This is a genomic window from Giesbergeria sinuosa (assembly GCF_042652905.1).
GTDB lineage: Bacteria > Pseudomonadota > Gammaproteobacteria > Burkholderiales > Burkholderiaceae_C > Simplicispira > Simplicispira sinuosa.
The window spans coordinates 43353-68923 of record NZ_JBHSHJ010000009.1; the positions used below are offsets into that span (position 1 = coordinate 43353).

19 protein-coding genes are annotated in these 25571 nt (G+C 59.4%); 5 read left to right on the forward strand and 14 right to left on the reverse strand.

The annotated features are described in order from the left end of the window. The first annotated feature begins 170 nt into the window (after nucleotides 1-170). Nucleotides 171-2186: a sensor domain-containing diguanylate cyclase gene (locus tag ACFO6X_RS11525; RefSeq protein WP_382433155.1), complete on the forward strand. Its 2016-nt coding sequence runs from the start codon at nucleotides 171-173 to the stop codon at nucleotides 2184-2186. Between the two features lie 22 nt (nucleotides 2187-2208). Here ACFO6X_RS11525 and apbC read toward each other — a convergent pair whose 3' ends face one another. From apbC to ACFO6X_RS11560, 7 genes are all read right to left on the reverse strand, one after another. Then, nucleotides 2209-3300 carry an iron-sulfur cluster carrier protein ApbC gene (apbC, locus tag ACFO6X_RS11530; RefSeq protein ID WP_382433157.1) on the reverse strand — a complete coding sequence of 364 codons (1092 nt, stop codon included), beginning with the start codon at nucleotides 3298-3300 and terminating at the stop codon, nucleotides 2209-2211. A gap of 92 nt (nucleotides 3301-3392) precedes the next feature. Next, on the reverse strand, nucleotides 3393-5129 hold the full coding sequence (locus ACFO6X_RS11535; protein ID WP_382433159.1) for a protein kinase domain-containing protein: 1737 nt from the start codon (nucleotides 5127-5129) through the stop codon (nucleotides 3393-3395). A gap of 69 nt (nucleotides 5130-5198) precedes the next feature. Continuing rightward, a complete protein-coding gene (locus tag ACFO6X_RS11540) occupies nucleotides 5199-6011 on the reverse strand; it encodes a formate/nitrite transporter family protein (RefSeq protein WP_382433161.1) in 813 nt (270 codons plus the stop codon). A gap of 40 nt (nucleotides 6012-6051) precedes the next feature. Then, on the reverse strand, nucleotides 6052-6363 hold the full coding sequence (gene nirD, locus ACFO6X_RS11545) for a nitrite reductase small subunit NirD (RefSeq protein WP_382433163.1): 312 nt from the start codon (nucleotides 6361-6363) through the stop codon (nucleotides 6052-6054). A 24-nt stretch (nucleotides 6364-6387) separates the two neighbouring features. Then, nucleotides 6388-8832, reverse strand: a complete 2445-nt coding sequence (gene nirB / locus ACFO6X_RS11550; RefSeq protein ID WP_382433165.1) for a nitrite reductase large subunit NirB — start codon at nucleotides 8830-8832, stop codon at nucleotides 6388-6390. A 304-nt stretch (nucleotides 8833-9136) separates the two neighbouring features. Then, the gene (gene cobA, locus ACFO6X_RS11555; protein WP_382433299.1) at nucleotides 9137-9925 is read right to left on the reverse strand and encodes a uroporphyrinogen-III C-methyltransferase; all 789 of its coding nucleotides are present in this window, start codon (nucleotides 9923-9925) and stop codon (nucleotides 9137-9139) included. A 384-nt stretch (nucleotides 9926-10309) separates the two neighbouring features. Further along, the gene (locus ACFO6X_RS11560) at nucleotides 10310-11587 is read right to left on the reverse strand and encodes a nitrate- and nitrite sensing domain-containing protein (protein ID WP_382433167.1); all 1278 of its coding nucleotides are present in this window, start codon (nucleotides 11585-11587) and stop codon (nucleotides 10310-10312) included. Between the two features lie 117 nt (nucleotides 11588-11704). On the opposite strand from ACFO6X_RS11560, the gene metG reads away from it, so the two are divergent. Beyond that, nucleotides 11705-13771, forward strand: coding sequence for a methionine--tRNA ligase (metG, locus tag ACFO6X_RS11565; protein WP_382433169.1), 2067 nt, complete (start codon nucleotides 11705-11707; stop codon nucleotides 13769-13771). A 53-nt stretch (nucleotides 13772-13824) separates the two neighbouring features. After that, nucleotides 13825-15507 carry a SulP family inorganic anion transporter gene (locus tag ACFO6X_RS11570; protein ID WP_382433171.1) on the forward strand — a complete coding sequence of 561 codons (1683 nt, stop codon included), beginning with the start codon at nucleotides 13825-13827 and terminating at the stop codon, nucleotides 15505-15507. A gap of 32 nt (nucleotides 15508-15539) precedes the next feature. On the opposite strand, the gene ACFO6X_RS11575 is transcribed toward ACFO6X_RS11570, so the two are convergent. The 7 genes from ACFO6X_RS11575 to ACFO6X_RS11605 all read right to left on the reverse strand — a co-directional run bounded on the left by ACFO6X_RS11575 (nucleotide 15540) and on the right by ACFO6X_RS11605 (nucleotide 24322). Further along, entirely contained in the window at nucleotides 15540-16763 is a 1224-nt protein-coding gene (locus ACFO6X_RS11575; protein WP_382433173.1) for a VWA domain-containing protein, read from the reverse strand. Then, on the reverse strand, nucleotides 16760-19120 hold the full coding sequence (locus tag ACFO6X_RS11580; RefSeq protein ID WP_382433175.1) for a DUF5682 family protein: 2361 nt from the start codon (nucleotides 19118-19120) through the stop codon (nucleotides 16760-16762). The genes ACFO6X_RS11575 and ACFO6X_RS11580 overlap by 4 nt, the downstream gene beginning before the upstream one ends. 15 nt (nucleotides 19121-19135) lie before the next feature. Beyond that, nucleotides 19136-20221: an ATP-binding protein gene (locus ACFO6X_RS11585; protein WP_382433177.1), complete on the reverse strand. Its 1086-nt coding sequence runs from the start codon at nucleotides 20219-20221 to the stop codon at nucleotides 19136-19138. A 55-nt stretch (nucleotides 20222-20276) separates the two neighbouring features. After that, nucleotides 20277-21842 carry a DUF5691 domain-containing protein gene (locus ACFO6X_RS11590; protein WP_382433179.1) on the reverse strand — a complete coding sequence of 522 codons (1566 nt, stop codon included), beginning with the start codon at nucleotides 21840-21842 and terminating at the stop codon, nucleotides 20277-20279. 1 nt (nucleotide 21843) lies between these two features. Further along, nucleotides 21844-23184 carry an SWIM zinc finger family protein gene (locus tag ACFO6X_RS11595; protein WP_382433181.1) on the reverse strand — a complete coding sequence of 447 codons (1341 nt, stop codon included), beginning with the start codon at nucleotides 23182-23184 and terminating at the stop codon, nucleotides 21844-21846. A 217-nt stretch (nucleotides 23185-23401) separates the two neighbouring features. Then, nucleotides 23402-23800: an alternative ribosome rescue aminoacyl-tRNA hydrolase ArfB gene (gene arfB / locus ACFO6X_RS11600; protein WP_382433183.1), complete on the reverse strand. Its 399-nt coding sequence runs from the start codon at nucleotides 23798-23800 to the stop codon at nucleotides 23402-23404. A 12-nt stretch (nucleotides 23801-23812) separates the two neighbouring features. Continuing rightward, a complete protein-coding gene (locus ACFO6X_RS11605) occupies nucleotides 23813-24322 on the reverse strand; it encodes an outer membrane protein assembly factor BamE (RefSeq protein WP_382433185.1) in 510 nt (169 codons plus the stop codon). Between the two features lie 45 nt (nucleotides 24323-24367). On the opposite strand from ACFO6X_RS11605, the gene ACFO6X_RS11610 reads away from it, so the two are divergent. Both ACFO6X_RS11610 and ACFO6X_RS11615 read left to right on the forward strand, forming a co-directional pair. Then, on the forward strand, nucleotides 24368-24583 hold the full coding sequence (locus ACFO6X_RS11610) for a DUF3460 family protein (RefSeq protein WP_382433187.1): 216 nt from the start codon (nucleotides 24368-24370) through the stop codon (nucleotides 24581-24583). 72 nt (nucleotides 24584-24655) lie between these two features. Beyond that, entirely contained in the window at nucleotides 24656-25525 is an 870-nt protein-coding gene (locus tag ACFO6X_RS11615; protein ID WP_382433189.1) for a segregation and condensation protein A, read from the forward strand. Nucleotides 25526-25571: the final 46 nt, after the last annotated feature.

Genomic DNA, 25571 nt, shown 5'->3' on the forward strand with positions numbered 1-25571 from the left:
GTCACGAAACAGTCGGTTAAAACACAGGCCCGATGCGCAATCGGACACAGACCACGATAATGCACCGTTTTACATATCGACACAGTGTCCGTGGCTCTCTTTGGAACACATTTTGCCGGTACGCTATTGTTCTCTATCGGGTTTTCTGTCTAGCGTCCTCTACTTTCAATATGCCGCTGCCACCAGCTTTTTCATGGTATCAGTCCCGGTTATGGGGGGGGCGGGTGTTGGCATTGGTGGGCCTGCTGGCGCTGGGGGGTGTTCTGTGGGGGCTGGTGCAGGCCTACCAAAGCCGTGAAGAGCATACCCGGCACCAGATTGAACGAGAACTGCACACCGTCAATTATTTGCAGACCCAAAGCCTGCTCGACTGGCGCGAGCAACGGCTGATCGATGCCAGCACCTTGGCCGATGACAGCATGTTTGCGCAGTCTGCCTCGCAGTGGTTGCAGGTGCCTGGGGCCACCGTGCTCACCCTGCGCATTCAAGAGCGTTTGCGCATTTTTCAAGAGCGGGCCAAATACACAGCGGTTTATTTGCTCGATGCCCAGGGGCGGTTGTGGCTCACTCCCCATGGAGATACCAATGGCCGACTGCCAGCACCAGAGATGCAGGCATTGCAAGAGGCATTGGCACAGGCCATCGTGACCGTGGTGGAGCCGCGCCGTGATGATTTCTTTGCGTTTCCGTTCCTGAGCGTCATCGTGCCTCTGTTTGAGGGCACCGAGCCGGTGGGCGCGGTTTGGTTGGTCAGTGACGTACGCACCAACCTCTATACCAAGCTGCAAACTTGGCCCACACCGCGCGAGACAGCCGAATCTACGCTCTTTAGCCGCCACGGTGACGAAGTGCGGGCATTGAGCCCACTGCGCCACGACACCAATGGCAAGTCGGTGTTTCAGCTGTCTCAGATGCCGCCTGACGACCCTGTGGTGCAAGCCATGGCTGGAGCGCGTGGCGTGCTGTATGGTCACGACTACCGGGGCCGTGCTGTGATGGCGATGGCCAGTGCCGTGCCCGACTCTCCTTGGATCATGGTGTCTAAGATCGATGTGGCCGAAGCCTTTGCCGATACCCAGTTGCGCGAGATATTGGCCTTGAGCTTACCTGTCAGTCTGCTGTTGTTGTTGGCAGGTTTGGTCTTTGCCTATGTGCAGCGGCGGGCTTGGCGCCGCGAGCGCGAACTCAAAACCCAACTGCAGCGCAATATGCGTTGGTTGGAGGGGGCGCAGAAGGCTGCCTCGGTCGGTTACTTTGCCTTTGATCTAGACCAGAAGCAGTTTTTGATGTCGTCAATGGCCAATGAGATTTTTGGCATGTCCCACACGGGCGTGCTGTCGCTACAAGAATGGATGAGTGCCATTCCCGAAGAAGACTGCCAAAGAGTGCTGACCATCCACCGTGATGCGATGGCACAACGCACACCACTGCGCACGCAATACCGGATTCAACGCATGGACAACCAAGCATTGCGCTGGGTGGAGGTGTGGGGCGAATACGAAGTCGAGGTAGAGCAAGACCGGGTGGCCCGGATGATTGGCACCATCCAAGACATCACGGAACGCAAACAGTCCGAACAGGAGCTGACCAACTACCGCACGGCCTTGGAGGAGAAAGTGCGCCTAGACCCCATGACGCAAATTCCCAACCGGCGGGCCTTGGATGAGCATGTAGTCTTGGAATGGCACCGGGCCATGCGCAACCACACGCCGCTGTCACTGCTGATGATTGATGTAGACCATTTCAAAGCCTACAACGATCACTACGGCCATGTGGCTGGAGACGAGTGCCTGCGCCAAGTGGCTGCGGCCATTGCGGCCTGTGCCAGCCGTGCTGGGGAGTTGGCGGCCCGCTATGGTGGCGAGGAGTTTTCTGTGCTGTTGCCCGATACCGATGTGGAGCAGGCCCAGCAGAGCGCCGAGCGTATTCGGGCGGCGGTGGAGGCGCTGGCGATGGAGCATGCCGACTCCAGCGTTGCAGGCTGCGTCACAGTCAGCATTGGCACCACCAGCATACAGCCTGTGTTTACCCCCACTCCGGCCCTTGACGTGTGTACCGAGCCAGACACAGTACCCCAAGCGGCACAGACACTGTTTGAGCAGGCTGATGCAGCCCTCTACCAAGCCAAACAACAAGGGCGCAACCGGGTGGTGGCCTATGCCAGCACCGTGGCACAGGCCGACTGAGCCAGTCTGGCCTGCTAGCCCATCAGGTGTTCTTGCTGATCGAAATGCTAGGAAACTTGGCCGAATAATCCTTGGCTTGTAGCGCAATCTTGACGGCCACTTCTCGGGCCACCGTGCGATAGATGTGGGCCACTTCACTGTCGGGGGCGGCTACCACGGTGGGGCTGCCCAAGTCGGCCTGCAAGCGGATTTGCATATCCAGTGGCAACGCGCCCAGATAGTCGATGCCGTATTGGGCCGCCATTTTTTTGCCACCTTCTGCCCCAAAGATATGCTCTACATGGCCGCAATGCGAGCAGACATGGGCGGCCATGTTCTCCACCAGCCCCAAAATGGGGACGCCCACCTTCTCAAACATTTTGATGCCTTTTTTGGCATCCAGCAGTGCAATGTCTTGCGGTGTTGTCACGATCACGGCACCCGTGATGGGCACACGCTGGCTCAGGGTGAGTTGGATGTCACCAGTGCCCGGCGGCATGTCTACGATCAGGTAATCGAGTTCTTTCCAGTTGGTTTGGCGCAGCAGTTGTTCTAAGGCTTGGGTCGCCATTGGGCCACGCCAAATCATGGCTTGGTCGGCATCGACCAGAAAGCCAATCGACATCACCTGCACGCCGTGGTTTTCTAGCGGCTCCATCGTTTTGCCATCCAGGCTCTCGGGCTTGCCATCAATACCCAGCATCATGGGTTGGCTGGGGCCATAAATATCGGCATCCAACACACCTACACGCGCACCCTCGGCCACCAGTGCCAGTGCCAAGTTGGCCGCTGTGGTGCTTTTGCCTACGCCACCCTTGCCCGAGGCCACGGCAATGATGTTTTTCACACCCGGCAGCAGGGCCACGCCCCGCTGCACGGCATGGGCTGTGATGTGGCTGCTGATGTGGGCCTGCACCTGTTCTACACCCGCCACCTCCTTGGCGGCCTCTGTGAGGCGGCTTTGCAGGAGCGGGATGATGCTTTTGGCCGGGTAGCCCAATACCACGTCAAAAGAGACATGGCTGCCGTTGATCTGCACATTGCGCAGTGCCCGGCTGCTCACCAAATCTTGGCCGGTGTGGGGGTCTAGCACGCGCGCGAGCGCCGCCAAAAGGGCTTGTTCTGTGACTGCCATTTGCATTAACTCCTGTGGGGGAGGGCTAGTCTAGCCAACTGCCCCAACCCCTGTGCAGACAGGACAATCGGCAGGCCTGTGTGCTGTGCTGGCTATCGCAGACCCCAGGCCGCCATGATAAGCACCACCAGCAAGACCAGCAGCACGAAGGAGATGGTCTTCCAAAAAAGCACCGGATGGCGCTCAATCAGCGGTGGGCGGTTTTGGTGCAGAAAATTGGGGTTGGGGTGGTGCAGGTCGTATATAAACTCCGACAGCTCGCCATAGCGTTGCCACGGGTCAGGGTGTACGGCCTTGCGCAGGGCATCATCCACCCAAGCCGGAATTTCTCTCTCCTCATGCAGCACCGAGCAGTAGCGCAATTTGCGCTGCGCCGCCCGGGTTCTGGCTTTGGGTACTTCGGCACCATAAGGCAGTTGGCCCGATAGCATCTGGTAGGCAATGACGCCCAAAGCGTAAATGTCGGAGCGCACCGAGCCGTTTTCGCCCAAAAAATACTCTGGTGCCGCATACGATGTGGCCCCTAGCAGCGCAGGTGGCCCCAAAGAAGGCGACAGCTCAGCCACCCCGGCCACTTGGGTGGCCCCAAAATCGATGATCTTGGCCGTGCCCATCGTGTCAATCAGAATGTTGTGCGGTGTCAGGTCTTGGTGCACCATTTCCAGCCGATGAAAGGCCCGTAGACCTTTGGCTATCTGATCCAACAGAGCGCGCACGCGGGCCAAATCGGGGTGGGGGTGGTCGGTCATCCACTGGGCCAGTGTTTGTCCCTCGACATATTCGGTCACCACATAAAGGTAGTGGCGCTCGCGTGGGGGGGGGCAGGATTTGAGCACATGCGGACTGTGGATGCGCCGGGCAATCCATTCCTCCATCAGAAAATGCTCCAAGGCAGTGGGCTGGGTTTGCAAGTCCACGCTGGGGGTTTTGATGACCACCTGCTGGCCCGTCTCGCCATCCACGGCCAGATAGATATGGCTGCGGTGGCTGGCCTTGATCTCGCGGATGATCTGGTAGCCGTCAAACTCCATGCGCGCTTCCAGTAGCGGGGGCATCTGCAATGCCGACAGCTGGTGCTGCATTTCATGGGCCTGTGGCTCGGGGAGCTGGTCGATGCGGACGATCTGCAAGGTCAGGTTATCGCCACTGCCGCGCCGCAACGCTTCTTGCACGATCTGTTGTGCTGCCAGGTTCAGGTCTGCCGCTGTTTGGAGGCCGGCAATAACCAAAGCGGCATCTATAAACTCGTACACGCCATCGCTGGCTAACAAAAACACATCCCCTACGGAGAGGGGGAGGGCGCTATAGTCGATCTCTAAATGGCGGGCGATGCCCAAGGCGCGCGCCAAGTAGCTCTGCTCTGCCGACACCCAGACGCGGTGGTCTTCGGTCAGTAGCTCTAGCCTGCCATCGTGGCATTTGTAGATGCGTGTATCGCCCACATGAAACAGATGGGCCGTGGTGGATTTGAGGATCAGGCCACTGAACGTGCACACATAGCCCCGATCTTTGTCGTAGCGGTGCTGGCTTTGCTGGGTTTGTGCGTGCAACCAAGAATTGGTGGCCGTGAGCACCCGTTCTGCTGATGTCTTGACCGACCAAGCATCCGATGTGCAGTAGTAATCTTCTAAAAAAGCCGTCACTGCCGACTGTGCTGCCATCTGACTGACTTGGCTGCTGCTAATGCCATCGGCCAGGGCTATGGCAATGCCCTTGTTCTGAAGCGGTGAACCTTGAGGAATGCAGAGACCATGAAAATCTTGGTTCTGCTCCTTGCGACCCGCATCCGAGTATTGCCCGGCGGTGATTTTCAATGTTGGCGCAGTCATAGGGACGGGCCCACAAACCCCTAGCGCATGCCAAAAAGCAGGAGCGGGGCTGTGGGCGGCAGTCGATGATTAGCCGAGCGTGCGCTTAGGGGCGGTGCGCACATGGGTGGTGTACAAAGTCAGGCCAGTAAAGGCCAAGCCACCCACCAAATTGCCCAACACCACTGGGATTTCATTCCAGATGAAGTAATCCACGATGGAGAAGTTGCCACCCATCATCAGGCCCGATGGAAAGAGAAACATATTGACCACCGAGTGCTCAAACGTCATGGCAAAAAACAGCATGATCGGCATCCACATGGCAATCACCTTGCCGCTGACGGTGGTGGAGATCATGGCCCCGACCACCCCAGTGGACACCATCCAGTTGCACAACATGCCACGAATGAAAATAGTGATCCAGCCCATCAAACCATATTGGGCATAACCCAAGGTGCGGGCCTCGCCGATGTGGCCGATTTTGGTGCCGATGTCATTGGGGGGGATGGAGAAACCATAGGTAAAAATGAAGGACATCATGAAGGCCACGGTCAGTGCACCCAAAAAGTTGCCCGTAAAAACCAGTCCCCAATTTTTCAGAATGGCCTTGATGGTCACGCCGGGGCGCTTGTCTAGCCAAGCCAGCGGAGTGAGCACAAAAACGCCAGTGAGCAAGTCAAACCCCAGCAAGTAGAGCATGCAAAAGCCGACGGGGAACAAAATGGCACCCACCAGTGGCGAGCCGGAGAGCACCGAGGCGGTCACGGCAAAAACCGCTGCCAACGCCAAAATGGCGCCGGCCATATAAGAGCGAATCAAGACATCGCGGGTTGCCATGTAGATTTTGGATTCACCGGCATCGACCATCTTGGTCACGAATTCGGCAGGAACGAGGTAGGCCATAAACTATCCTTGGTTACAGTACGTGAGATCAAAGAGGCGCTTAAACCGCCAGCAAAACTTGGCCGTGCTCTACCTTGATGGCAAAGGTGGCACAGGAGCCGACATCGGGCGCCAAGGCTTGGCCGGTCTCCAGATTGAAGTGCCAGCCATGCAGGGGGCAGGTCACTTTGCGGCCATGCACGATGCCTTGCGACAGAGGGCCGTTTTTGTGTGCGCATTGGTCGTGCAAGGCAAACACCTCGTCTTCTGCGTTGCGGAATATGGCAATGTCCCCGCCGCTGGGGCGTTGCACGATGCGTGAGCCCAGCGGCGGAATATCTTCCAGCAGGCAAATCGGTTTCCAGTGGTGCATTTTTTGTTCCTCGTTGGCAAGGGGTCAGGCTTGGAGTTGGATGGGGATGAACTGTTGGATAGGGCGGGGTGCGCGTGAGCTTTCCCAGGGGTCTTGTGCGTTCTTGAGTGCATCGCGCAAACGTGCGTAGTAGGCGCGGCGGCCTTCGGGGTCTTGCACGATCTTGTTTTGGATGTAGGGCATCCCCACGCGCTCCAAGTAGTGGCAGGTGCGCTCCAGATACCAACCCTCCTCCCGGTAGAGTTGCAAAAAGGCTCCCGAATACTCCATGACCTCTTGGTCGGAGCGCACCTTGCACAGAAACTGGGCGACTTCTGTTTTGATGCCACCGTTGCCACCGATGTAGAGTTCATAGCCCGAGTCCACACCAATCACGCCCACATCCTTGATGCCAGCTTCGGCACAGTTGCGTGGGCAACCCGATACGGCCAGCTTCACCTTGTGTGGTGCATACATGTCGAACAGCATCTTCTCCAGTTGGATGCCCATATCCATCGCCAACTGGGTGCCAAAACGGCAATGCTCGGCACCCACACAGGTTTTGACGGTACGGATGGATTTGCCATAGGCATGGCCTGAGACCATGCCTGCGGCATTGAGGTCGGCCCAGATAGCGGGGAGGTCTTCTTTGCGAATACCCAGCAGGTCGATGCGTTGGCCGCCGGTCACCTTCACCGTGGGCACCCGGTATTTTTCAGCCGCATCGGCAATGGCGCGCAGTTCGGCGGGGTTGGTCAGTCCTCCCCACATCCGTGGCACCACCGAGTAAGTGCCATCTTTTTGGATATTGGCGTGTGCCCGCTCGTTAATAAAGCGCGATTGCGGATCGTCTTGGGCCTCGTGCGGAAAACTCGAGAGCAGGTAGTAGTTGATGGCTGGGCGGCACTTGTCACAGCCGTTGGGTGTCTTCCAGGACAGTGCGTCAAACACCGCCTCTTTGCGGGTCAGGTGGTGTGCCAAGATGGCTTGGCGCACGCTTTGGTGCGAGTGTTCTGTGCAGGCGCAAAGGGGTTTGTGTCTCTGGGCCGTGGGTGTGTAGTTGTCCCCCAGAGTGGCCGCCAGAATCTGCTCCACCAAGCCCGAGCAGGAACCACACGAGGAGGCCGCCTTGGTGTGTTTTTTCACCTCGTCCAGGCTGGCTAGACCTTGCTCTTGGATGGCCTGTACGATGGTGCCTTTACAAACACCATTGCAGCCGCAAACTTCGGCAGAATCTGCCAAGGTAGCGGCAGAATTTTGGCCCGGCTGCTGGGCTTGGGCACCCGACGATGGGCCCCAAATCAGGCGGTCACGCAGCTCTTGGATGTTGCGCTCTTCCTTCAGCAGTTGGAAGTACCACGGGCCATCGCCCACGTCCCCATACAGCACGCTGCCAACCAAGCGCCCCTCCTGAAGCACCAGTTTTTTGTAGCGGCCACCGTGTGGGTCATTGAGCACGATTTCTTCTGTGCCTTCTCCCCCCATGAACTGACCTGCCGAAAACAGATCAATGCCCGTGACCTTGAGTTTGGTGGAAGTGACCGATCCGGTGTAGCTGCTGGTGCGCTGGCCTGCCAAGTGGTTAGCAGCCACTTTGGCCTGCTCAAACAATGGTGCTACCAGACCGTAGGCAATGCCACGGTGGTTGACGCATTCCCCTACTGCATAGATATGCGGGTCATCGGTTTGCATCGCGTCGTTGACGACCACCCCCCGCTGACAATGCAGCCCTGCTGCTTGTGCCAATGTGGTTTCAGGACGAATGCCCGTGGCCATCACCACCAACTCGGCCGGAATTTGCAGCCCACCCTGCAACTGCACAGCCGCCACCCGACCACTTTTGCCCGCTATCAGCGCCTCGGTTTGTGTTTGCAACAAAAACTTCAGCCCCTTGCTTTCCAGTGATGTTTGCAGCATCTGACCCGCAGCAGCATCGAGTTGGCGTTCCAGCAGCCACGGCCCCAGATGCACCACCGTCACGTCCATGCCGCGCAGCTTCAGGCCGTTGGCTGCCTCCAGCCCCAACAGGCCGCCACCAATCACCACAGCGTGTTGATATTGCTGGGCAGCCGCCAGCATGGCCTGGGTATCGGCAATGTCCCGATAGCCCAGAATGCCTGGCAGGTGGCTGCCCGGAATGGGCAGTATGAAAGGGGTGGAGCCGGTAGCGAGCAGCAGGTAGTCATAGTCTGCCCCCGTGCCATCGTCTGCTACCACCCGGCGGTTGGCGCGGTCAATTTGCGTGACGGTCTTGCCTGTGTGCAGCGTAATGCCGTGCTTTTCATACCAGTCCCGATCGTTCAGGATGATCTCTGACAAGGCTATCTCCCCGGCCAGCACAGGCGAGAGCAGGATACGGTTGTAGTTGCCGTAAGGCTCTGCGCCAAATACCGTGATGTCATAAAGATCGGGGGCGAGTTTGAGCAACTCTTCCAGTGTGCGCACCCCGGCCATGCCGTTGCCAACGAGCACGAGTTTCTGTTTTTTCATGGCAGCTCCAATCAAAGAAGCAATAAAAAAAGGCGTCGCGTCAAAGGCTGGGGAAGTACCCCAACCAGTGACGGACGCCGTTGTCCGCTAGCTCCACTTCAAGCACGGTACCGGAGCTTCGTTGCTCCGGCATTCACTGCACCGATGCAAGATCGGTGCCAGTGATGGAAATCGATTGAATAGATTGTTTTTATTGACTTTTTTGCACTCTGTGCAAGAGGGGGCAGGGGGAGGGCTGGCGATGCGCTTCACCAGTTCGGGGCTGCACAAGGTACCGCTGCACCAAAATATCAAGCCTCTGTGCTTATCTTTGGGCATAGAGCTGATGTCCGGCCGATGCGTTCTCATGCCATTGGGCCATACCTTGCAGCACATCCCCCACCACCAAAATGGAGGGGCTGCCCAAACCCTGCATTTGCAGAGTTTGGGCCAGATTGCCAAGCAGACAGCGGGTTTGGCGCTGTTGTGGCAGGCTGGCGTGCTCCACAATCGCTGCCGGGGTGTGGGCGGGTAAGCCTTGCAGCAAACCTTGCTCGATGGTGGTGATATGGGTTACCCCCATATAAATCACCAACGTGAGTTGGGCTTCATGGGCACAGGCAGCCAATGCTGCCCAGTGGGTGTTTGCCGCACCAGGCTTGGCATGGCCTGTGACAAACACCACACCGTGCGCCCGATCGCGGTGGGTCAGCGGTGTCTCTAGGCTGCTGGCTGCTGCCAGGGCTGCCGTGATGCCATTCACAATCCGCACCGTGATGCCTGCAGCCCGCAGGTATTCCACTTCTTCCCCGCCCCGACCAAAGATAAAAGGATCACCCCCTTTGAGGCGAACCACGGTTTCTCCTTGTCGGGCGGCCATGATCATCAATCGCTCGATAAAACTCTGTGGCGTAGAGATGCAGCCGCCCCGTTTGCCCACATGAACAATACGGGCTTGTGGCGATGCGTAGCCCAACACCGCATCGTTGACCAAGTCATCCACCATCAGCAACGTGGCACTGGCAATGGCCTTGATGGCCTTGAGCGTGAGCAACTCTGGATCGCCCGGCCCCGCACCCACCAGTGTGACGGTGCCGGGTGCCTCCAGAGGCATCAAACCAGCGCCGCAGGTGCGGTGCAGAGGGGCCAGCATCGAACCCCATCCCTCTGGGGTGATGGAGGTTTTGGCGGTTTTTGTGGATGGGGGGGTGGTCATGGGTGGTGGCTCCTGATGCCAAAATGAAAACGGCGTTCATCCCGACCCGCAGCCTTGGGTGGCCGAGCCAAAATGAACGCCGTTGTTCAAAAATCAAAAAATAGATGCAGAGCAGTCTGCAATAGGCCCAGCCGTCATTGGCCTGCCCTCAGGGCTGGTAAAGCATCAAGCGTGCCACGCTTGCCACAGAGCCATCCACACACCCACATGGCATCTGCTTTGCGCAAAGTCGGTGCGTTGCTTGCACAAGGCTGGTGCTGTCTGCACCGTGCAGATGGGCGTTCAGCTGCGCACCGGGAGCAACTCCACCATCGACAGTGCCGCTCGGGCTACATCAATGATTCGACGGTTTTTGCCCATAGCCGTTTGCCGCAACAGGCGGTAGGCCTCCTCTTCACTCAGCCCTTGGTGGGCCATCAGCAGGCCTTTGGCCCGTTCGATCACCTTGCGCTCTTCCAGCGCACCGCGCACCACGGCCAGTTCTTCGCTGACGGCCTGCAGTTTTTGCGATTGAATTTGCAGACTGTCAAAAATGGAACGCATCACCCGTGGCCCCATGCCATCGCCAGTGAGCAGGGTGTCGGGTGCTGCCGCTAGGCAGTCACCAGGCATCAAGACAACCGGTGGAGCTGTGATTTCTGAAAGAGAATCCAGCGCAGCCAGCAGCACCCGGTGGTCTTCCAGCTCGGCTTGGCTGGCGCTGATCCGATGGGCGCAGACCTGCTGCAAACTGGTGGCCAAGTGGGACTCCACCAGATGCACCTGATCCATGCGCAAAGAGCAGCAATCGAACCAGCTTTGGGCCAGAGTGCCGTCGCGTTGGCCTGTGGGCAACCCGGCCATCAGTTTGCGCCGCATCCGCTCCAATTCCACCAGTGGTTGCCGGCTTTGCAGTGCCTGCCATTGTTGCAAGCTCTCGGGGGCACTGAAGGTTTCGAAACGCTGAAAACATTGCTCTTGCAAGTCGATCAGGGCTTGTAAGGCTTGTACCTCTTCGGGCGTGATTTTTCCCAACGCAAAGGCGGCAGCTCCTGCCGCCCGCTCTTGACCTGCGTACTCTTTGGCCTGCATAAGGTTGAACAAGGCCACAAGCAATCGAGAGACGGTGGGGTCGGTCGCAATATCAGCGGCTTCAAATACCAAACCGAGCAAGGCGGCAATCAACCGGTTGTAGAGTTTGGTGGCATGTCCGGTGGAGCATTGCAGCGCCTGTATGTCGGCCCGTAGCTTGGGTAGCTCATCGAGTCCATGCAGCACCAAGGCAATGTGGGTAAACAGACGCACGCCCCCAGATCCGCACACGCCGTCCAGAGCCAACGGATCAATCCATGCCCGCCATTGCGCCTCTACCGATACGCTGGCAGCAATACAGGCCTGCCGCTGTGCGGCCACGTTGTGCCCACCAGAGCCTAGAAAGATGTTGGAGGTGCCGCGTTCGCGCTGAAAGCAATGCACCAGCTCACTGACAATTTTTACCAGTTCGCAGGTGAGGGTGAGTTGTTCAAGATCACGAATTTCACAACGTCGTGCTGCCACCAAGAAACCCAGTGCTGTTTTCATCGGAGCCTTTGTCTGAAAAGATGATTCAGTCTCTTTTCAAGCGAAGATCGTGCCCGCCTAAAATGATTGGTTCCGCGCTGCACAGCGCGCTGACCCCGCATCCAGTCGCTCATCACCATGTCCGCACGCCAAATTTTTGTTACCACTGCCCTGCCTTACGCCAATGGCAACTTCCATATCGGCCACATCATGGAATACATCCAGGCCGACATCTGGGTGCGTACGCACCGCATGTTGGGCAATGAGATAAATTTTGTCGGGGCCGACGATACCCACGGTGCTCCCATCATGATTGCTGCCGAAAAGGCGGGCAAAACACCGCAGCAGTTTGTGGCTGATATTGCCGCAGGTCGCCAGCAGTATTTGGATGGTTTTCATATCCAGTTTGACAACTGGCACAGCACCGATGCCCCAGAAAACCACCAACTGGCGCAAGACATTTACCGCGACCTCAAAGCCAATGGCCTGATTGAGACACGCACTATCGAGCAGTTCTTCGATCCCGAGAAGAACATGTTCTTGCCCGACCGCTTTATCAAAGGCGAGTGCCCCAAATGCCATGCCAAAGACCAGTATGGTGACAACTGCGAAGTCTGTGGCGCGGTGTATGCCCCCACCGACCTGATCGAGCCTTATTCGGCTTTGTCAGGGGCCAAGCCGGTGCTGAAAAGCTCAGAGCATTTCTTCTTTAAGCTGTCCGATCCGCGCTGCGTGGCCTTTTTGGAAGACTGGACACAAAACGGCCGCTTGCAACCCGAAGTAGCCAACAAGGTGCGCGAGTGGTTTACGGTGCGCACCAACCCCGATGGCACCACCAGCGAGGGCTTGGGCGATTGGGACATTAGCCGTGATGCACCTTATTTTGGTATTGAAATCCCTGATGCGCCGGGCAAGTATTTTTATGTCTGGCTGGATGCCCCAATTGGCTATTTGGCATCGCTCAAAAACTTGCTGGACAAGCGTGGCCAAAGCTATGACGACTACATGGCTAATCCAGCACTGGAGCAATACCACTTTATCGGCAAAGATATTGTGACCTTCCACACCCTGTTTTGGCCCGCTACCCTCAAGTTCAGTGGTCGCAAGGTGCCCGATTCGGTGTTTGTGCATGGCTTCCTCACCGTGAACAATGGCGAGAAAATGAGCAAAAGCCGGGGCACTGGCCTTGACCCGCTCAAATACTTGGCTTTGGGCATGAACCCCGAGTGGTTGCGCTACTACCTCGCAGCCAAGTTGAGTAGCCGCAACGAAGACATTGACTTTAATGCGGATGACTTCATGGCCCGTGCCAACAGCGATTTGGTGGGCAAATACGTCAATATTGCCAGCCGTGCGGCAGGCTTTATCAGCAAACGCTTTGGCGGTGTGTTGGGTGAGGTCTCTGCCGATGGCGATGCGCTGTTAGAACACCTGCGTGCTGCTGCCCCGGCCATTATCGAACTGCTGGCCGAGCGCGAATATGGCAAAGCCCTGCGCGAAACCATGTTGCTGACCGATCGCGTAAACGCCTACGTGGATCAAAACAAACCGTGGGAGTTGGCCAAGCAAGAAGGCATGGAGGCCCGGCTGCATGATGTATGCACCACCTGCATCGAAGCCTTCCGAGTGCTAACCATTTTGCTCAAGCCCGTATTGCCCGCCGTGGCTGCACAGGTAGAAGCCTTTTTGAAGGTAGAGCCTATGAGCTTTGCCAGCTTGCAACAGCCCTTGGGCCCAGGCCATGCCATCGGCGCTTACCAGCACCTGATGCAGCGCGTTGACGCCAAGCAACTCGAAGCCTTGTTTGAACCCCCTGCGGCCCCGGAGCCAGAAAAAACCATCCCCGGTGGCGAGGAGCTGGCCCCCACCATCAGCATTGATGACTTTGCCAAAATCGACCTGCGCATTGCCCAAATCGTTAACTGCGAAGCCGTAGAAGGCTCCACCAAGCTGCTGCGCCTGACGCTGGACGTGGGTGAAGGCCGCACGCGCAATGTGTTCAGTGGCATTGCCAGCGTTTACAAACCCGAAGACTTGATTGGCAAACTGACGGTGATGGTGGCTAATTTGGCGCCACGCAAGATGAAGTTTGGCATCAGTGAAGGCATGGTGCTGGCCGCCAGCCACGGCGATGAGAAGGCCCATCCCGGTATTTATGTGCTGAGCCCTTGGCCCGGTGCCACGCCGGGGATGCGTATCCACTGAGCGCCGCAGCACACGTACCGGTCTTGCCCAATCGCCTTTTTTGGAGCGTCTGTATGTCCTGGTCTTTTGCTTTTCGCCCCCGTGCTTTGGATGCTTTGCGTGGTTACGACCGTGGTCGGGCGCTGACCGATATTGGTGCAGGGGCCACCGTGGGCATTGTGGCGCTGCCTCTGGCTATGGCGTTTGCGATTGCCAGCGGCCTCAAGCCCGAGGCGGGGCTGTGGACAGCCATCATTGGGGGCTTTTTGGTGTCGCTGTTGGGGGGCACCAATGTGCAAATTGGCGGGCCTGCTGGGGCTTTCATTGTCATTGTCTATGGCATCGTCGAACGCTACGGGCTGGCCAACCTGCTCATCTCTACCGCCTGTGCCGGGGTGTTGCTGCTGGCGCTGGGGTTGTTTCGGATGGGCAATCTGGTGCGTTTTGTGCCGGTGAGTATCGTGATTGGCTTTACCAACGGTATTGCCGTGCTGATTGCCCTGTCGCAGCTCAAAGATTGGTGGGGGCTGGACATCGAGAAGATGCCGGGCAATTTCTTCTCGCAGGTGCATGTGTTGGCACTGCATATCGATACCATCAATGTCTATGCGCTGGGGCTGGGACTGGCCTGCCTAGGGGGGCTTTTTCTGTGGCCTCGCCTTTTTCTGAAAGGCTCGCCAGTGCTGCGTGTGGCGGAAGGGCATACCGTGCGTGTGTTTGCCCGTGTACCTGCCCCCGTGGTGGCGCTGGTCACGCTCACAGCACTGGCTTACCTGTTAGAGCTTCCGGTGGAGACCATTGGTAGCCGCTTTGGCGGTATTCCGCAACAGCCGCCAGCGTTTGCCTTGCCATCGTTCTCGTGGGAGACGGCGCGGTTGTTGGCTACCCCCACCCTGACCATTGCCTTGCTGGGTGCCATCGAGTCTTTGTTGTGCGCGCGGGTGGCCGATCAACTTGCCACCGATCCGCATATCCGCAAGCACGACCCCAACCAAGAACTGATGGCGCAGGGCATCGCCAATTTGGTGGTGCCCTTCTTTGGTGGCATGCCGGTCACGGGCACCATTGCCCGTACGGTGACCAATTTGCGCGCTGGGGCAACCACCCCAGTGGCTGGAATGGTGCATGCCTTGGTGTTGGCCGTCATTGTGCTGCTGGCCGCGCCGCTGGCCCTGCATATTCCGCTGGCCGTGTTGGCGGGCATTTTGTTGTTTGTTGCTTGGAACATGGGGGAGTGGCACGAGTTTGTCCGGCTCAAACATTTCAGCAACCATTACCGGCTCTTGATGCTAGGCACCTTCTTCCTCACCGTGGTGTTTGATCTGACCGTGGCCGTGGAGGTAGGGCTGGCGCTGGCCTGTGTGCTGTTTGTGCGGCGCATGGGTGCTTTGTTTCGGGCAGAGCCACTGTCGGAGCCTGCACCCGGATGTGCTATCACCGCTGGGCCACGCCCTCGATTGATCTGGCAACTGCATGGCGCACTATTTTTTGGCGCAGTGGCCAAGGTCGATCCAATGGTGCAGGCGGTGGAGTCTGGCCCCGAAGGGGTTGAGGTGGTGTTGGATATGAGCGGCCTGTTTGCCTTGGATACCACTGGGCTTGATGGCCTAGAGCAGATTCTCAAGGCTGTGGGCTTGCGCGGTGGCGTCTTGCATTTTTGTCAAGCGCAGGAACAACCGCGCTCGTTGATGGAGCGTTCTGGTTTTACGCAACGGGTAGCCGCGCAGAATGCGGCGCAAAAAGCGCCCCAACCTTGATTTGATGGTGAGGAGAGGGCTACTGCGGGGCTTTAGGGCTGGCCCTTGGGCGTGGCTACCAGCCCCTGTGTAGAGGCCCAAGCATTGATGTCTTCTTTGCGGATGGCGGCGGCCATCAGATCGGGAAAGGCATTGGGGGTGCAGGCAAACGAGGGCACGCCCAGTGCCGCCAGCTTGGCGGCCAGCGCCCGGTCATACGAGGGTGCGCCTTCGTCGCTCAGGGCCAGCAGGGTGATAAATTGCACGCCCGACTCTACCAGCGAGGCCGCACGGCGCAACAAGTTGGCTTCGACACCGCCTTCGTACAAATCCGAAATGAGTACCAAAATGGTGTTGCGTGGCTCGCGAATGATGGACTGGCAGTAACCCACCGCGCCGTTGATGTCGGTGCCGCCGCCCAACTGCACGCCAAACAGCAGTTCTACGGGGTCATCCAGTTGTTCTGTCAGATCGACGATGTTGGTATCAAACACCACCATTTTGGTAGCCACCGCAGGCAAGGAGGCCATCACGGCCCCAAAGATGCTGGAATACACCACCGAGGCCGCCATGGAGCCGCTTTGGTCTATGCACAACACCACCTCGCGCTGTGGGCTGCGGGCTTTGCGCCCATACCCAATCAGTTGCTGTGGCACGATGGTGCGGTACTCTTCTTGCCAGTGGCGCAGGTTGGCACGGATGGTGCGGTTCCAGTCAATCTCGCTGTGGCGTGGGCGGCGGTTGCGCTGGCTGCGGTCTAAGGCGCCCGTCACGGCGGAGCGCATGGGTTCTTCGAGTTTTTTCAGCAGCTCATCGACCACCTTGCGCACCACCATGCGGGCGGTTTCTTTGGTGCTGGCCGGAATCACGCCCGACAAGGCGATCAAGTTGGCGACCAAATGCACATCGGCATGGGCGCTTTCAAGCATTTCGGGTTGCAGCAGCAATTCGCGCAGGTCAAGCCGTTCTAGCGCATCGCGCTGCATCACCTGCACCACCGGGGTAGGAAAGTATTTGCGAATATCGCCCAGCCACCGGGCCACGCTGGGCGAGGAGCCACCGCGCCCGCCACGGCGCTCGGAGGATTTGCCCAGGCCGTTTTTGCCATCGGCATCGTACAGCGCAGCCAAGGCTTGGTCCATTTCGGCCATTGGGCCCGAGAGTTTGCCGCAACTGCCTTCGGCTTCGCCACCCAAAACCAAGCGCCAGCGGCGCAGGCGTTCTTCTTCGCTAAGGGGGGGCGTGGTGTCTAGGCTGGCGGAGGTATCGGCGGTCATGGGGCAATTCCGAGAATGGTTTGCAGCAGTGGCACGGGCAACGCGGCCAAAGTGTCGTCCCACTGCGGGGCCGTTACGCTGGCGGCACTGGCTGTGCTGTGGCCGCCTTGGCGGGCGCGCTGGCCCAAGTCTTGGCGCTCGCTGGCGCTGAAGGCCGAGAAAGTGCGGCGCACCAACGGCAAAATGTGCGTGAAGTGGGTTTCGCCCAAACTGCACAGCCAGTCGTTGACCAGTTGCCAAAGTTGGTTGTCGTGCAGGAGCACCATCGCATTGCGGTTGAGGAAGCCCTCTAGCCAAGCCGCAGCTTGCAACGGTGGTGTGCTGCTGGACAGATGCAAGGACAAGGCGGTGGCAGCATCGTTGCCTTGCCACACGCCTTCATCCAGCAACAGACGTGCGGCCAAGCCTTGCAGCAACTCGTGGGCGGTGCTGCTCTCGGCCACCAAACGCAGGGCGCGTTGCCAGGCTTGGGTTTGCTCTTCGGCATCGCGCAGGGCTACGGCGCTGTGGGCGGCCAAAATGGTGCTGCGCAGTGTGTGGGCGCTGTCGTCATCGATGCCGCTGCACGCCAACGGTAAGCCGATGGCGGCACGCACGATCAAGCCATCGAGCATGTGCGCCACCATGCCGGTGTCGGTTTGGCGCACATTGCCGTAGCGGAACACATTGGCTAGTGGTGGCAGGGCTTCGAGCAACTGCACCGTGTCACCATTGACGGCGGCGCGGTTTTCTAAGATGCGTGTGATGGCTTGCACTGCGGGCTCGAGGTCGGCCAACAGCACCTCTTGCACCAGTTGCGACAAGGCTCCCAGCGTTTCGGCTTTTTGCGCGCGGTCTAAACTGGCAGCGCAGGCCGCCGCTACCAGCGTTTGGCCCCATTGGCTGGCCTCAATTAGGCGCACCGCAAATTCGGGTTGCCATTGCAGTGCCCAAATTTCGTGGAAAGTGCCTTTGGCCGAGCTACCGTTGCTGCTGGGCCGCCCCCAAGGCAGGTCTATTAGGCGCAGGCGGTGCAGCAGGTGGCTACGGCCCAAGTCGTTGGGCTGGCGCAAGTCCAAGTCCAGCATGCGGTGCGTGGCCTCGGGTTTGAGGCGCAGCGATTTTTGCTGCTGCTCTACGTCTTTTTGCAGCGGCACGGTGGGCACGTCGGGCGGCACTTGGCCCATGCGGTGGCCTACCAGCAGGGCATCGGCAATGAAGCCTAAGGCAGTATCGTCGCCCATCGTTAAGACGGTGCGCGTGGCCTCGTGCAGCTCTTCCAAACTGGCCTGCGGGCGTTGGCGCAGTGCGGCCAAGCTGTCGGCCAGCCGGGTGGCTTCAATCAGGTGGGCGCTGGAGCAGTCTAAATCGCGTTCGCGCATCAATTTGGCTACACGCGCCAGCCAACCCACGGTGCGTGGCGGGGCGGTGGTGGGGTTGGCATCCACGGCTTGGCCGTGCAGCCACAGGTGCTCATACCAGCCGGGGGCTTCAATGCCTGCGCCGTAGCCGCTGTCGCGGCTCAGGTGGCGGTATGTCCAAGGCACCCAGGTGGATTGCACCTTGAGTTTGGGCAGCCCTTTGAGTAACGCATTGTCGGCGCTGGCCTTGACCGTGGTTTGCAAGCCGCCCAAATGCCAAGCACCACAGACCACGGCGATGCGCTCGTGGCCCTTTTTTACCGCCTCGCGGACGCGCTGGCGCATATAGGCTTCGCGCAGCAGTTCGCGCCGGGCACGGTAAGGGCAGGATTCTTCGGCCTGCTCGCCCAGGTCGGCGCGCAGTGTGGTCATGGCTTCGGCAATGGCAGCAAACAGTTCTTCGCCGTCGCCGCGCTCTTCTACGGTGTGATTCCACCAGCTTTCGCCATCGGCATGGCCTGCGGCTTGGGCCAGCCAGTTCAGGGGGTCGGTGCGGTAGCTGGGTTCGGGGGGGCTGTCTTGGTTGGGCGCGGTGGCATCGGCACTGGGTTCGGCTTCGGTCGTCGCTGCGGGCGTTGCTTCGACAGCAGCTTCGACAGCTTCTTGGGCGGCTTGCTCTTCTTCGCGCGCTTTGGCCAGAGCCAATTGGTGTACCAACGGCAGGTCAATGAAGGAGGCGGGCACTTGCCGTTGCAAGGCCCAGCGCAGTGCCTGCCACTCGGGCGAGAACACCGCAAACGGGTGGTACACGGCCCGCCGGGGTTCATCGGGGCAATAACTGAGCAGGGCCACCGGGGGCTGCATCTGCTCAGACAACAGGGCCGCCAGCACGCCTTCGCCTTCGGGCGGGCCTTCTACCAGCACGCAGTCGGGTTGCAGGGCCTCAAAGGCATGGAGCAAGCTGCGCGCGCAGCCCGGCCCGTGGTGGCGGATACCAAAATAGTGGACTTTGCTCACAGCGGTGGCCTGTTGTTATTCGAGTTCCTTGCAGGCGCGGTACAGGCTCTTCCAGTCTTCGCGCTCTTTGACCACAATGTCGAGGTACTCTTTCCAGACCACAGCATCTTGCACCGGGTCTTTCACCACCGCGCCAATCAGTCCGGCAGCCACATCGTGCGGGTGCAGTACGCCATCGCCAAAATGCCCGGCCAGCGCCATGCCGTTGTTGATGACAGAAATGGCCTCGGCGGTGGAGAGCGAGGAGCTGGGTGATTTGAGCTGCGTTTTGCCATCCAAAGTGCGGCCACTACGCAACTCACGGAAAATTTGCACAATGCGGCGCACTTCTTTCAGCGCGGGTGGTTCGGCAGGCAGTTGCAAGGCCCGGCCCATTTCGTTCACGCGCTTGACGACGATGGAGACTTCTTCATCCTCCGAGGCGGGCACCGGCAGCACCACGGTGTTAAAGCGGCGCTTGAGCGCGGCCGAGAGTTCGTTCACGCCCTTGTCGCGGTTGTTGGCGGTGGCAATCACGCTAAAGCCGCGCACGGCCTGCACTTCGGAGCCTAGTTCGGGAATGGGCAGGGTTTTTTCTGACAGCACGGTGATGAGCGAGTCTTGCACATCGGCCGGGATGCGGGTCAGCTCTTCCACGCGGGCGATTTTGCCGTCTTTCATGGCATTCATCAGCGGGCTGGGCACCAAGGCTTTTTCAGACGGGCCGTGCGCCAGCAGTTGGGCGTAGTTCCAGCCGTAGCGCAGTTGTTCTTCGCTCGTGCCGGCGGTGCCTTGAATCAGCAAGGTGGAGTTGCCACTGACGGCTGCCGCCAGATGCTCCGACACCCACGATTTGGCTGTGCCGGGCACGCCATAGAGCAGCAAGGCGCGGTCGGTCGCTAAGGTAGAGACGGCAATTTCCATCAAGCGGCGGCTGCCGATGTATTTGGCACTGAGTTCAAAACCGTTGTCGAGTTTGTCGCCCATCAGGTACGACACCACGGCCCACGGCGACAACACCCAATTGGCCGGGCGCGGGTGTTTGTCTACTTTTTTCAGCTCTTCGAGTTCGTGGGCAAATTGGTATTCAGCGTGTTGGCGCAGGGCGTTGGCGGTGCTCATGGATTTCCTTGGGTGCGAGGGATTCGGGTGAGGGCTGGACTGAAGACGAAAAATGTCAGGCGCGGGGCAGGCGAGCCATGGTCTGCCGTGCCATGAGCACGGGCAGCTGTTGGCGCAGTGCTTGTGCCAAGGCTTCGGTGGGTTTGCCTTCGTGTTGGCTGGAGTGTTGGGCCAGTGCCAACAGGGGCGCCAAAGCATCATGGTGGAGCACGCAGCACACATCCGCCAGTTGCAATTGGTAGTAGTAGCGTGGCTGGTAGAGCGATAGCTTCTCCACCAGCAGTTGCGATAGTGGCGCTGACAGGTACTGCCCAGGCGGGTAGGCAGCCACTATTTGCTGCATGACTTCCTCAAGGTTGCCCTGTTGCGGCTTGTGGATGGATTCCAGCGTGCGCTGCCAGTAGGGTTCGCGCTGGGTTGTCGATAGCAGCGCCAGCACAGCGGCGGGGGATTCTGGCATGGCCTTGCCGGGCCAGTGCTCCAGAAAGGCATGGCACCATGCCACCACCGGGGCTGGGCGCAGCACTTCCCACCAAGCACGTACCAGGGCTTCTGTCCAATCGCCCTTGCGCGCCCATTGCAGCAAGGCTTCGGGGGTCATGCCGGTGTGTTGTTCCCACCAAGCCAAGGGCACCTGCCGGGCTAGTTGGTACAGCCACCAAGCACGTTCACCCAAACGCTCGTGGGTGGGGCGTTCGGCGTCAATACCGTGGTTTTTCCAATCGGGGTCGGCGGCCTCTGGGGGGGCAATAGTCCAACCGGCCTTTTTGGTGGATGCTTGGATACAGGCTTGCAAGCGCCCAATGGCTGCTTGGGTGATGGCGCTGTTGGGCAATTGCACCAGCAGGGTGCGGGCGGTTTGGCGCACGTCCCGGCTGCGGTCTTGGCTGGCCAGTGTGGTGAGCAAGGCTTCATCGTCGGCAGATAAACCGGTTTGTAACACCGCCAACAGTTCGGCCCGCTCTTTGGCGGGCAAATCAGACAAACTGGCTTGCAGGCGTTCGCGGGCGGCGCCGGGTTGGGTTTGGCGTTCTTGGCGTAGCAATTGCAGGCGTTGGGCCAGGGTGCCTTCTTGCCAGCGGGTGTCGGGTGGGGCGCTGTCGGTACTGCCTGCAGCATAGCGCCAGGCGCTGTGGTGCCGTGCCAGCCAGCGGCCTCGCTCGCCCAAGACGCCTCCCACCGCAGGGCGCAGGGCGCTGGCGCGCTGGGCGGTGTCTAGTGCCAGTGGCAGTAGGGTGGCGGGTAGGCGCCAACCCGCAGCGGCCATCTGTTGGAACCAGTCGATTTGCAGTCGTTGTGGCGCATCGGTCAATAGCCAGCGCGTTGTGTCTTTGAGCGCCTTGTCTTGCAGCGGTTGTTGCAAGGTGTCGGTAGCTGCCACGCCGTGGCTGGCAGGTGTGGACGCCGCTACAGGCCGTTGGCCTGCGCGTTCGCAGACGGTCAAGACCCCTGCTGCTTGCAATAGGACTTGCGCTGGAGGGCTGGTTGGGGCCTGGAGCTGTGCCAGCAATTGGCCTACAGCGCCCTCCAGCATGGGCATCTGCAAGGGCTTTTTGTCGGTGCCCACCATTGCTGGGGGCAGCAGGGTTTTCCAGGGGCTGGAGGCTTGCGGGGTGCTCATGTCAGACGGGACTCCATATCCAGAAACCTTCGGGGCTGTGGGCAGTGAGTGGGCGCAGGCTGCTGCCGTCCCACTCGCCTTGCACCGTGAGAGGGTGGCCGCCACTGAGCGCCAACAAGGCCCAGCCATCGTTGAGGTGCAGTTGTAGTGGCAGTGCTACATCATCCCAGTGCAGGTGAAACCGCTCACCGTCAGAAGTCAGGGTGGTGTTGTGGCAGCGCAGCGGGTGCAGGCTGCCCCAAGGGTTGGCCGCCACACGCTGTGCCACGGCTTGCCATTCTTGTGCTGGGGTGCTGGTAGGCGGGGGCGGTTGGTCGGCGGCGGGTGTGATGGCTTCGGTTTGCACCACCAAGGCCCGCAGTGGTGCGGCGCTGGGATAAAACGCCAGTGTGGCCTGCACTTGGCTCAGTGCCATCCATGACTGCTCAAACACCCGACCCGGAAAGATATGGTCTAACACCAAGGCCCGCTGCCCCGTTTGCACGCCATGCAGCCAAACCCGGCGCTCGATCAGGTTGTTGTCGCGCTCTTCTTGAACCACGCCCAGCACCTGCCATTGGTCACTCACTTTGGTGGCTTGTGCCAATACGGTGTCTTTATCGATGGGCCAGCCCATGAGCGCCCGCAGATCGGCGCTGGCACCTTCGTCCAAGGCATCACGGCGCTGGATGGCATGGCAGGCCAGTTGCAGCAGCCCGAGGCGGCGCAGCACGTTTTCGGGCCATTGCGGGCCATCGAGCAAGGCAGCGGCGGCATAGCGCACACGTTGCGCTAGCCCCGGTGCCTGCGCATCCACCAAGCGGGCGGCCATGCTCTCCCACGCCTCGTGGCTGGCGGGAGTGAGGTGGCCCAGCCCTTGGGCTACTTGGTCAAGCAGCCATTGCTGCAATTCGGCCACCCCCTTGTCAATGCGGCTCCAGCGTTTTTGGGCGCTCTTGAGGGCTGCTTCGGCAGCATGGGGGTCGGCAGCCTTCTCGGCCGCTTTTTCGCGCTGTTTTTCTTCTTTTTTCTGGCTGCGTTCGGTGCGCGAGGCCAGCCATTCGCTCACCCAAGTGGGGGGGGAGCCTTGTTGAAACTGGCTTGGGTTCTTGGCCCACAGTAGCAGCAGTGCCAAGCCATGTTTGCATGGAAACTTGCGACTGGGGCAGGAGCAGCGAAACGAGGGGCCAGACAAGTCTACCTGTGTTTGGTAGCGGCTGCTGCCTTGGCATTCGCCCCAGACGGCGGCATCGCTGGCACCCAACAGAGGCCACTGCCCCGGTTTGGTCAGCCCATTGGCGGCTTTGGCCGAGGCCGCATCGGGGGCCAGGGCGAGAACAGATTCGGCGCTGAATTGCTGCATGGACACCTATGGAACGCAAGGAGAGATGACAGGCGCCCGGCGCGCTGCCCGAGAAATAATCTCCCATCGTAGCGGGGTCTAGGCATGGCTATCGGTAACAAATAGTGATATCAAACAACTATGGTGGAAAAACCACGCAGGATTGGCAACTGGTGCCACTTGCCGCAAGCCCTGTGGCGCACAGTGGTGGGCGTACGGGTTTGGCGGTTTTGTCTGCCTACAAGGCTATCTTGCCCCGGCTGGATTTGATGCCAGAGCGCAGCAATTTGCCCTCCAGCCGCCGCCGCTTAGAGGCCAAGGTTGGCTTGGTGGCGCGCCGCACTGGCAACACCACAGAGGCTTTGGCAATGAGTTCAGCAAGGCGTGCCAGTGCTTCTGCCTTATTTTGCTCGCGGCTGCTGGAGGACTGTGCTTTGATGATGATCACGCCATCTTTGGTGATGCGTTGGTCTTGCCATTGCAGCAGCTTCTCCTTCACGGTGGGCGGCAAAGAGGAGCGGCCAATATCAAAGCGCAAATGGATGGCGTTAGAGACCTTATTGACGTTTTGGCCGCCCGGCCCTTGGGCGCGCACCGCGCTGAATTCCACTTCGTGCGGGTGAATGGTGTGGGGCATGGGGGGCACTCCTCAGCGCCCCCCACCCTGTTGTGTATGGGGGTCTGGCCCTATTTGCGTGCGCAACACCCGCAGTTGCTTATCTGTCACCACCGTAAACAGCATGGGCGTATGGGGTGGTTCCAAAAAACGCCAATCATGGTGGGTTTCATTCTGTAGTGCCAAGGGCGTGACTTTGGCGGGTTTGCCCAGGCGCTTGCGCACCTCGTCCATGCCCATGCCGGGGGTGATGCGGGCAAAGTTCTCTGGCGTGAGCACTTGGCGCAGGGCGCTCATCTTGCCATCGGGGCCAATGGTGATCATGTAATTGCGCATTCCGGCGGGCTGGCGGTTGTATTCCAGCGTGCGGCTGCCGCCGCCTTCATCCCACACATGGTCGGGCACGCCAAAGCGGTCGCGCACATCCACTTCGGTCGATAGTCCCTCCTCAAGTTCGCTGATGCGCTGGGGGTCGCAGCCGCTCAGGGCCAGCAGGGCGCAACCCATGACAACGGTGCTTGCAAGGTGTTTGAAAGACGGCATCGCGCTACCCCAGTAAAATTCAGGTCAGAGAGGTTAACCCAGTCCATGTCCATCTTTGCCCGCCCCCATTACATGTCCGACGCGACACAGTTCATCAATCAGCTCAAGGCCCAGCGCCCCGAGTTGGACGCCCAGCAAGTGGCAGGCCGCGCCCTGCTGTGGGATAAGGAGGTGGATCGCGAAGTCTGGCAAGACTACGATGCTGGCCGTGTGGCACAAAAGCCCTATCCCTACCAAGCCAGTCCCAGCAAGGATTTGTAAGCACAGCAAAGTCGTTGGTATGGGTGCGCCCTGTGCCCCCAGCGATTCAGGCGATAGAGGCATGAGCCAATAATGGGCAGTCTCCCTGCCAATATGTCTGCCAAGCTGCCCCCAGTGGCCTTGGCAGATGCGGCCGTGCCTGTAGAGTCTGTCGATAGCCACAGCGCAGCCTTGGCACGCCTGTATGGTCAGCCTTTGTTTGCGTTGCCTGCCGATCTGTATATCCCGCCCGATGCGCTGGAGGTGATGCTCGACGCCTTTGAAGGCCCGCTCGACTTGCTGTTGTACCTGATTCGCAAGCAGAATTTCAATATCCTCGATATTCCAATGGCGGCGCTCACACGCCAGTATTTGGCGTATGTCGAAGAGATTCGCAGCCGGAATTTAGAGCTGGCCGCCGAGTACCTGCTGATGGCTGCCATGCTGATCGAGATCAAATCGCGCATGTTGCTGCCGGTGCGCAAAGCCGACAGCGGCGACGAGGTAGAAGACCCCCGTGCCGAGCTGGTGCGCCGCCTGCTAGAGTATGAGCAGATCAAAGGCGCTGCTGTGCAGTTGGGCCAAGCACCACAGCAGGGGCGTGACTTTTGGGTTGCACAGGCCGTGATGGGGCAAAGCCTGCAACAGCGCCTACCCGAGGTGTGCGTGGCCGATTTGCAAATGGCTTGGCGCGACATCCTGCAACGGGCCACTTTGGTACAACATCACCGCATCAGCCGCGAAGAACTGAGCGTGCGCGAATACATGGGCCAAGTGCTGCGCGCCTTGCAAGGGCGGCGTTTTGTCGAGTTTGAAGCGTTGTTCGATCCGGCCCAAGGCCGTACCGTGTTGGTCGTCACTTTCATTGCCTTGCTGGAACTGGCCAAAGAAACGCTGATCGAAATCACCCAGGCCGAAGCCTTTGCCCCCATCTATGTCAGGTTGGCTTATACGCCTGTCTGATGCCTCCATGCCGTGCCCTTGGTGGGCGCTCTTTTCTTATTTCTAT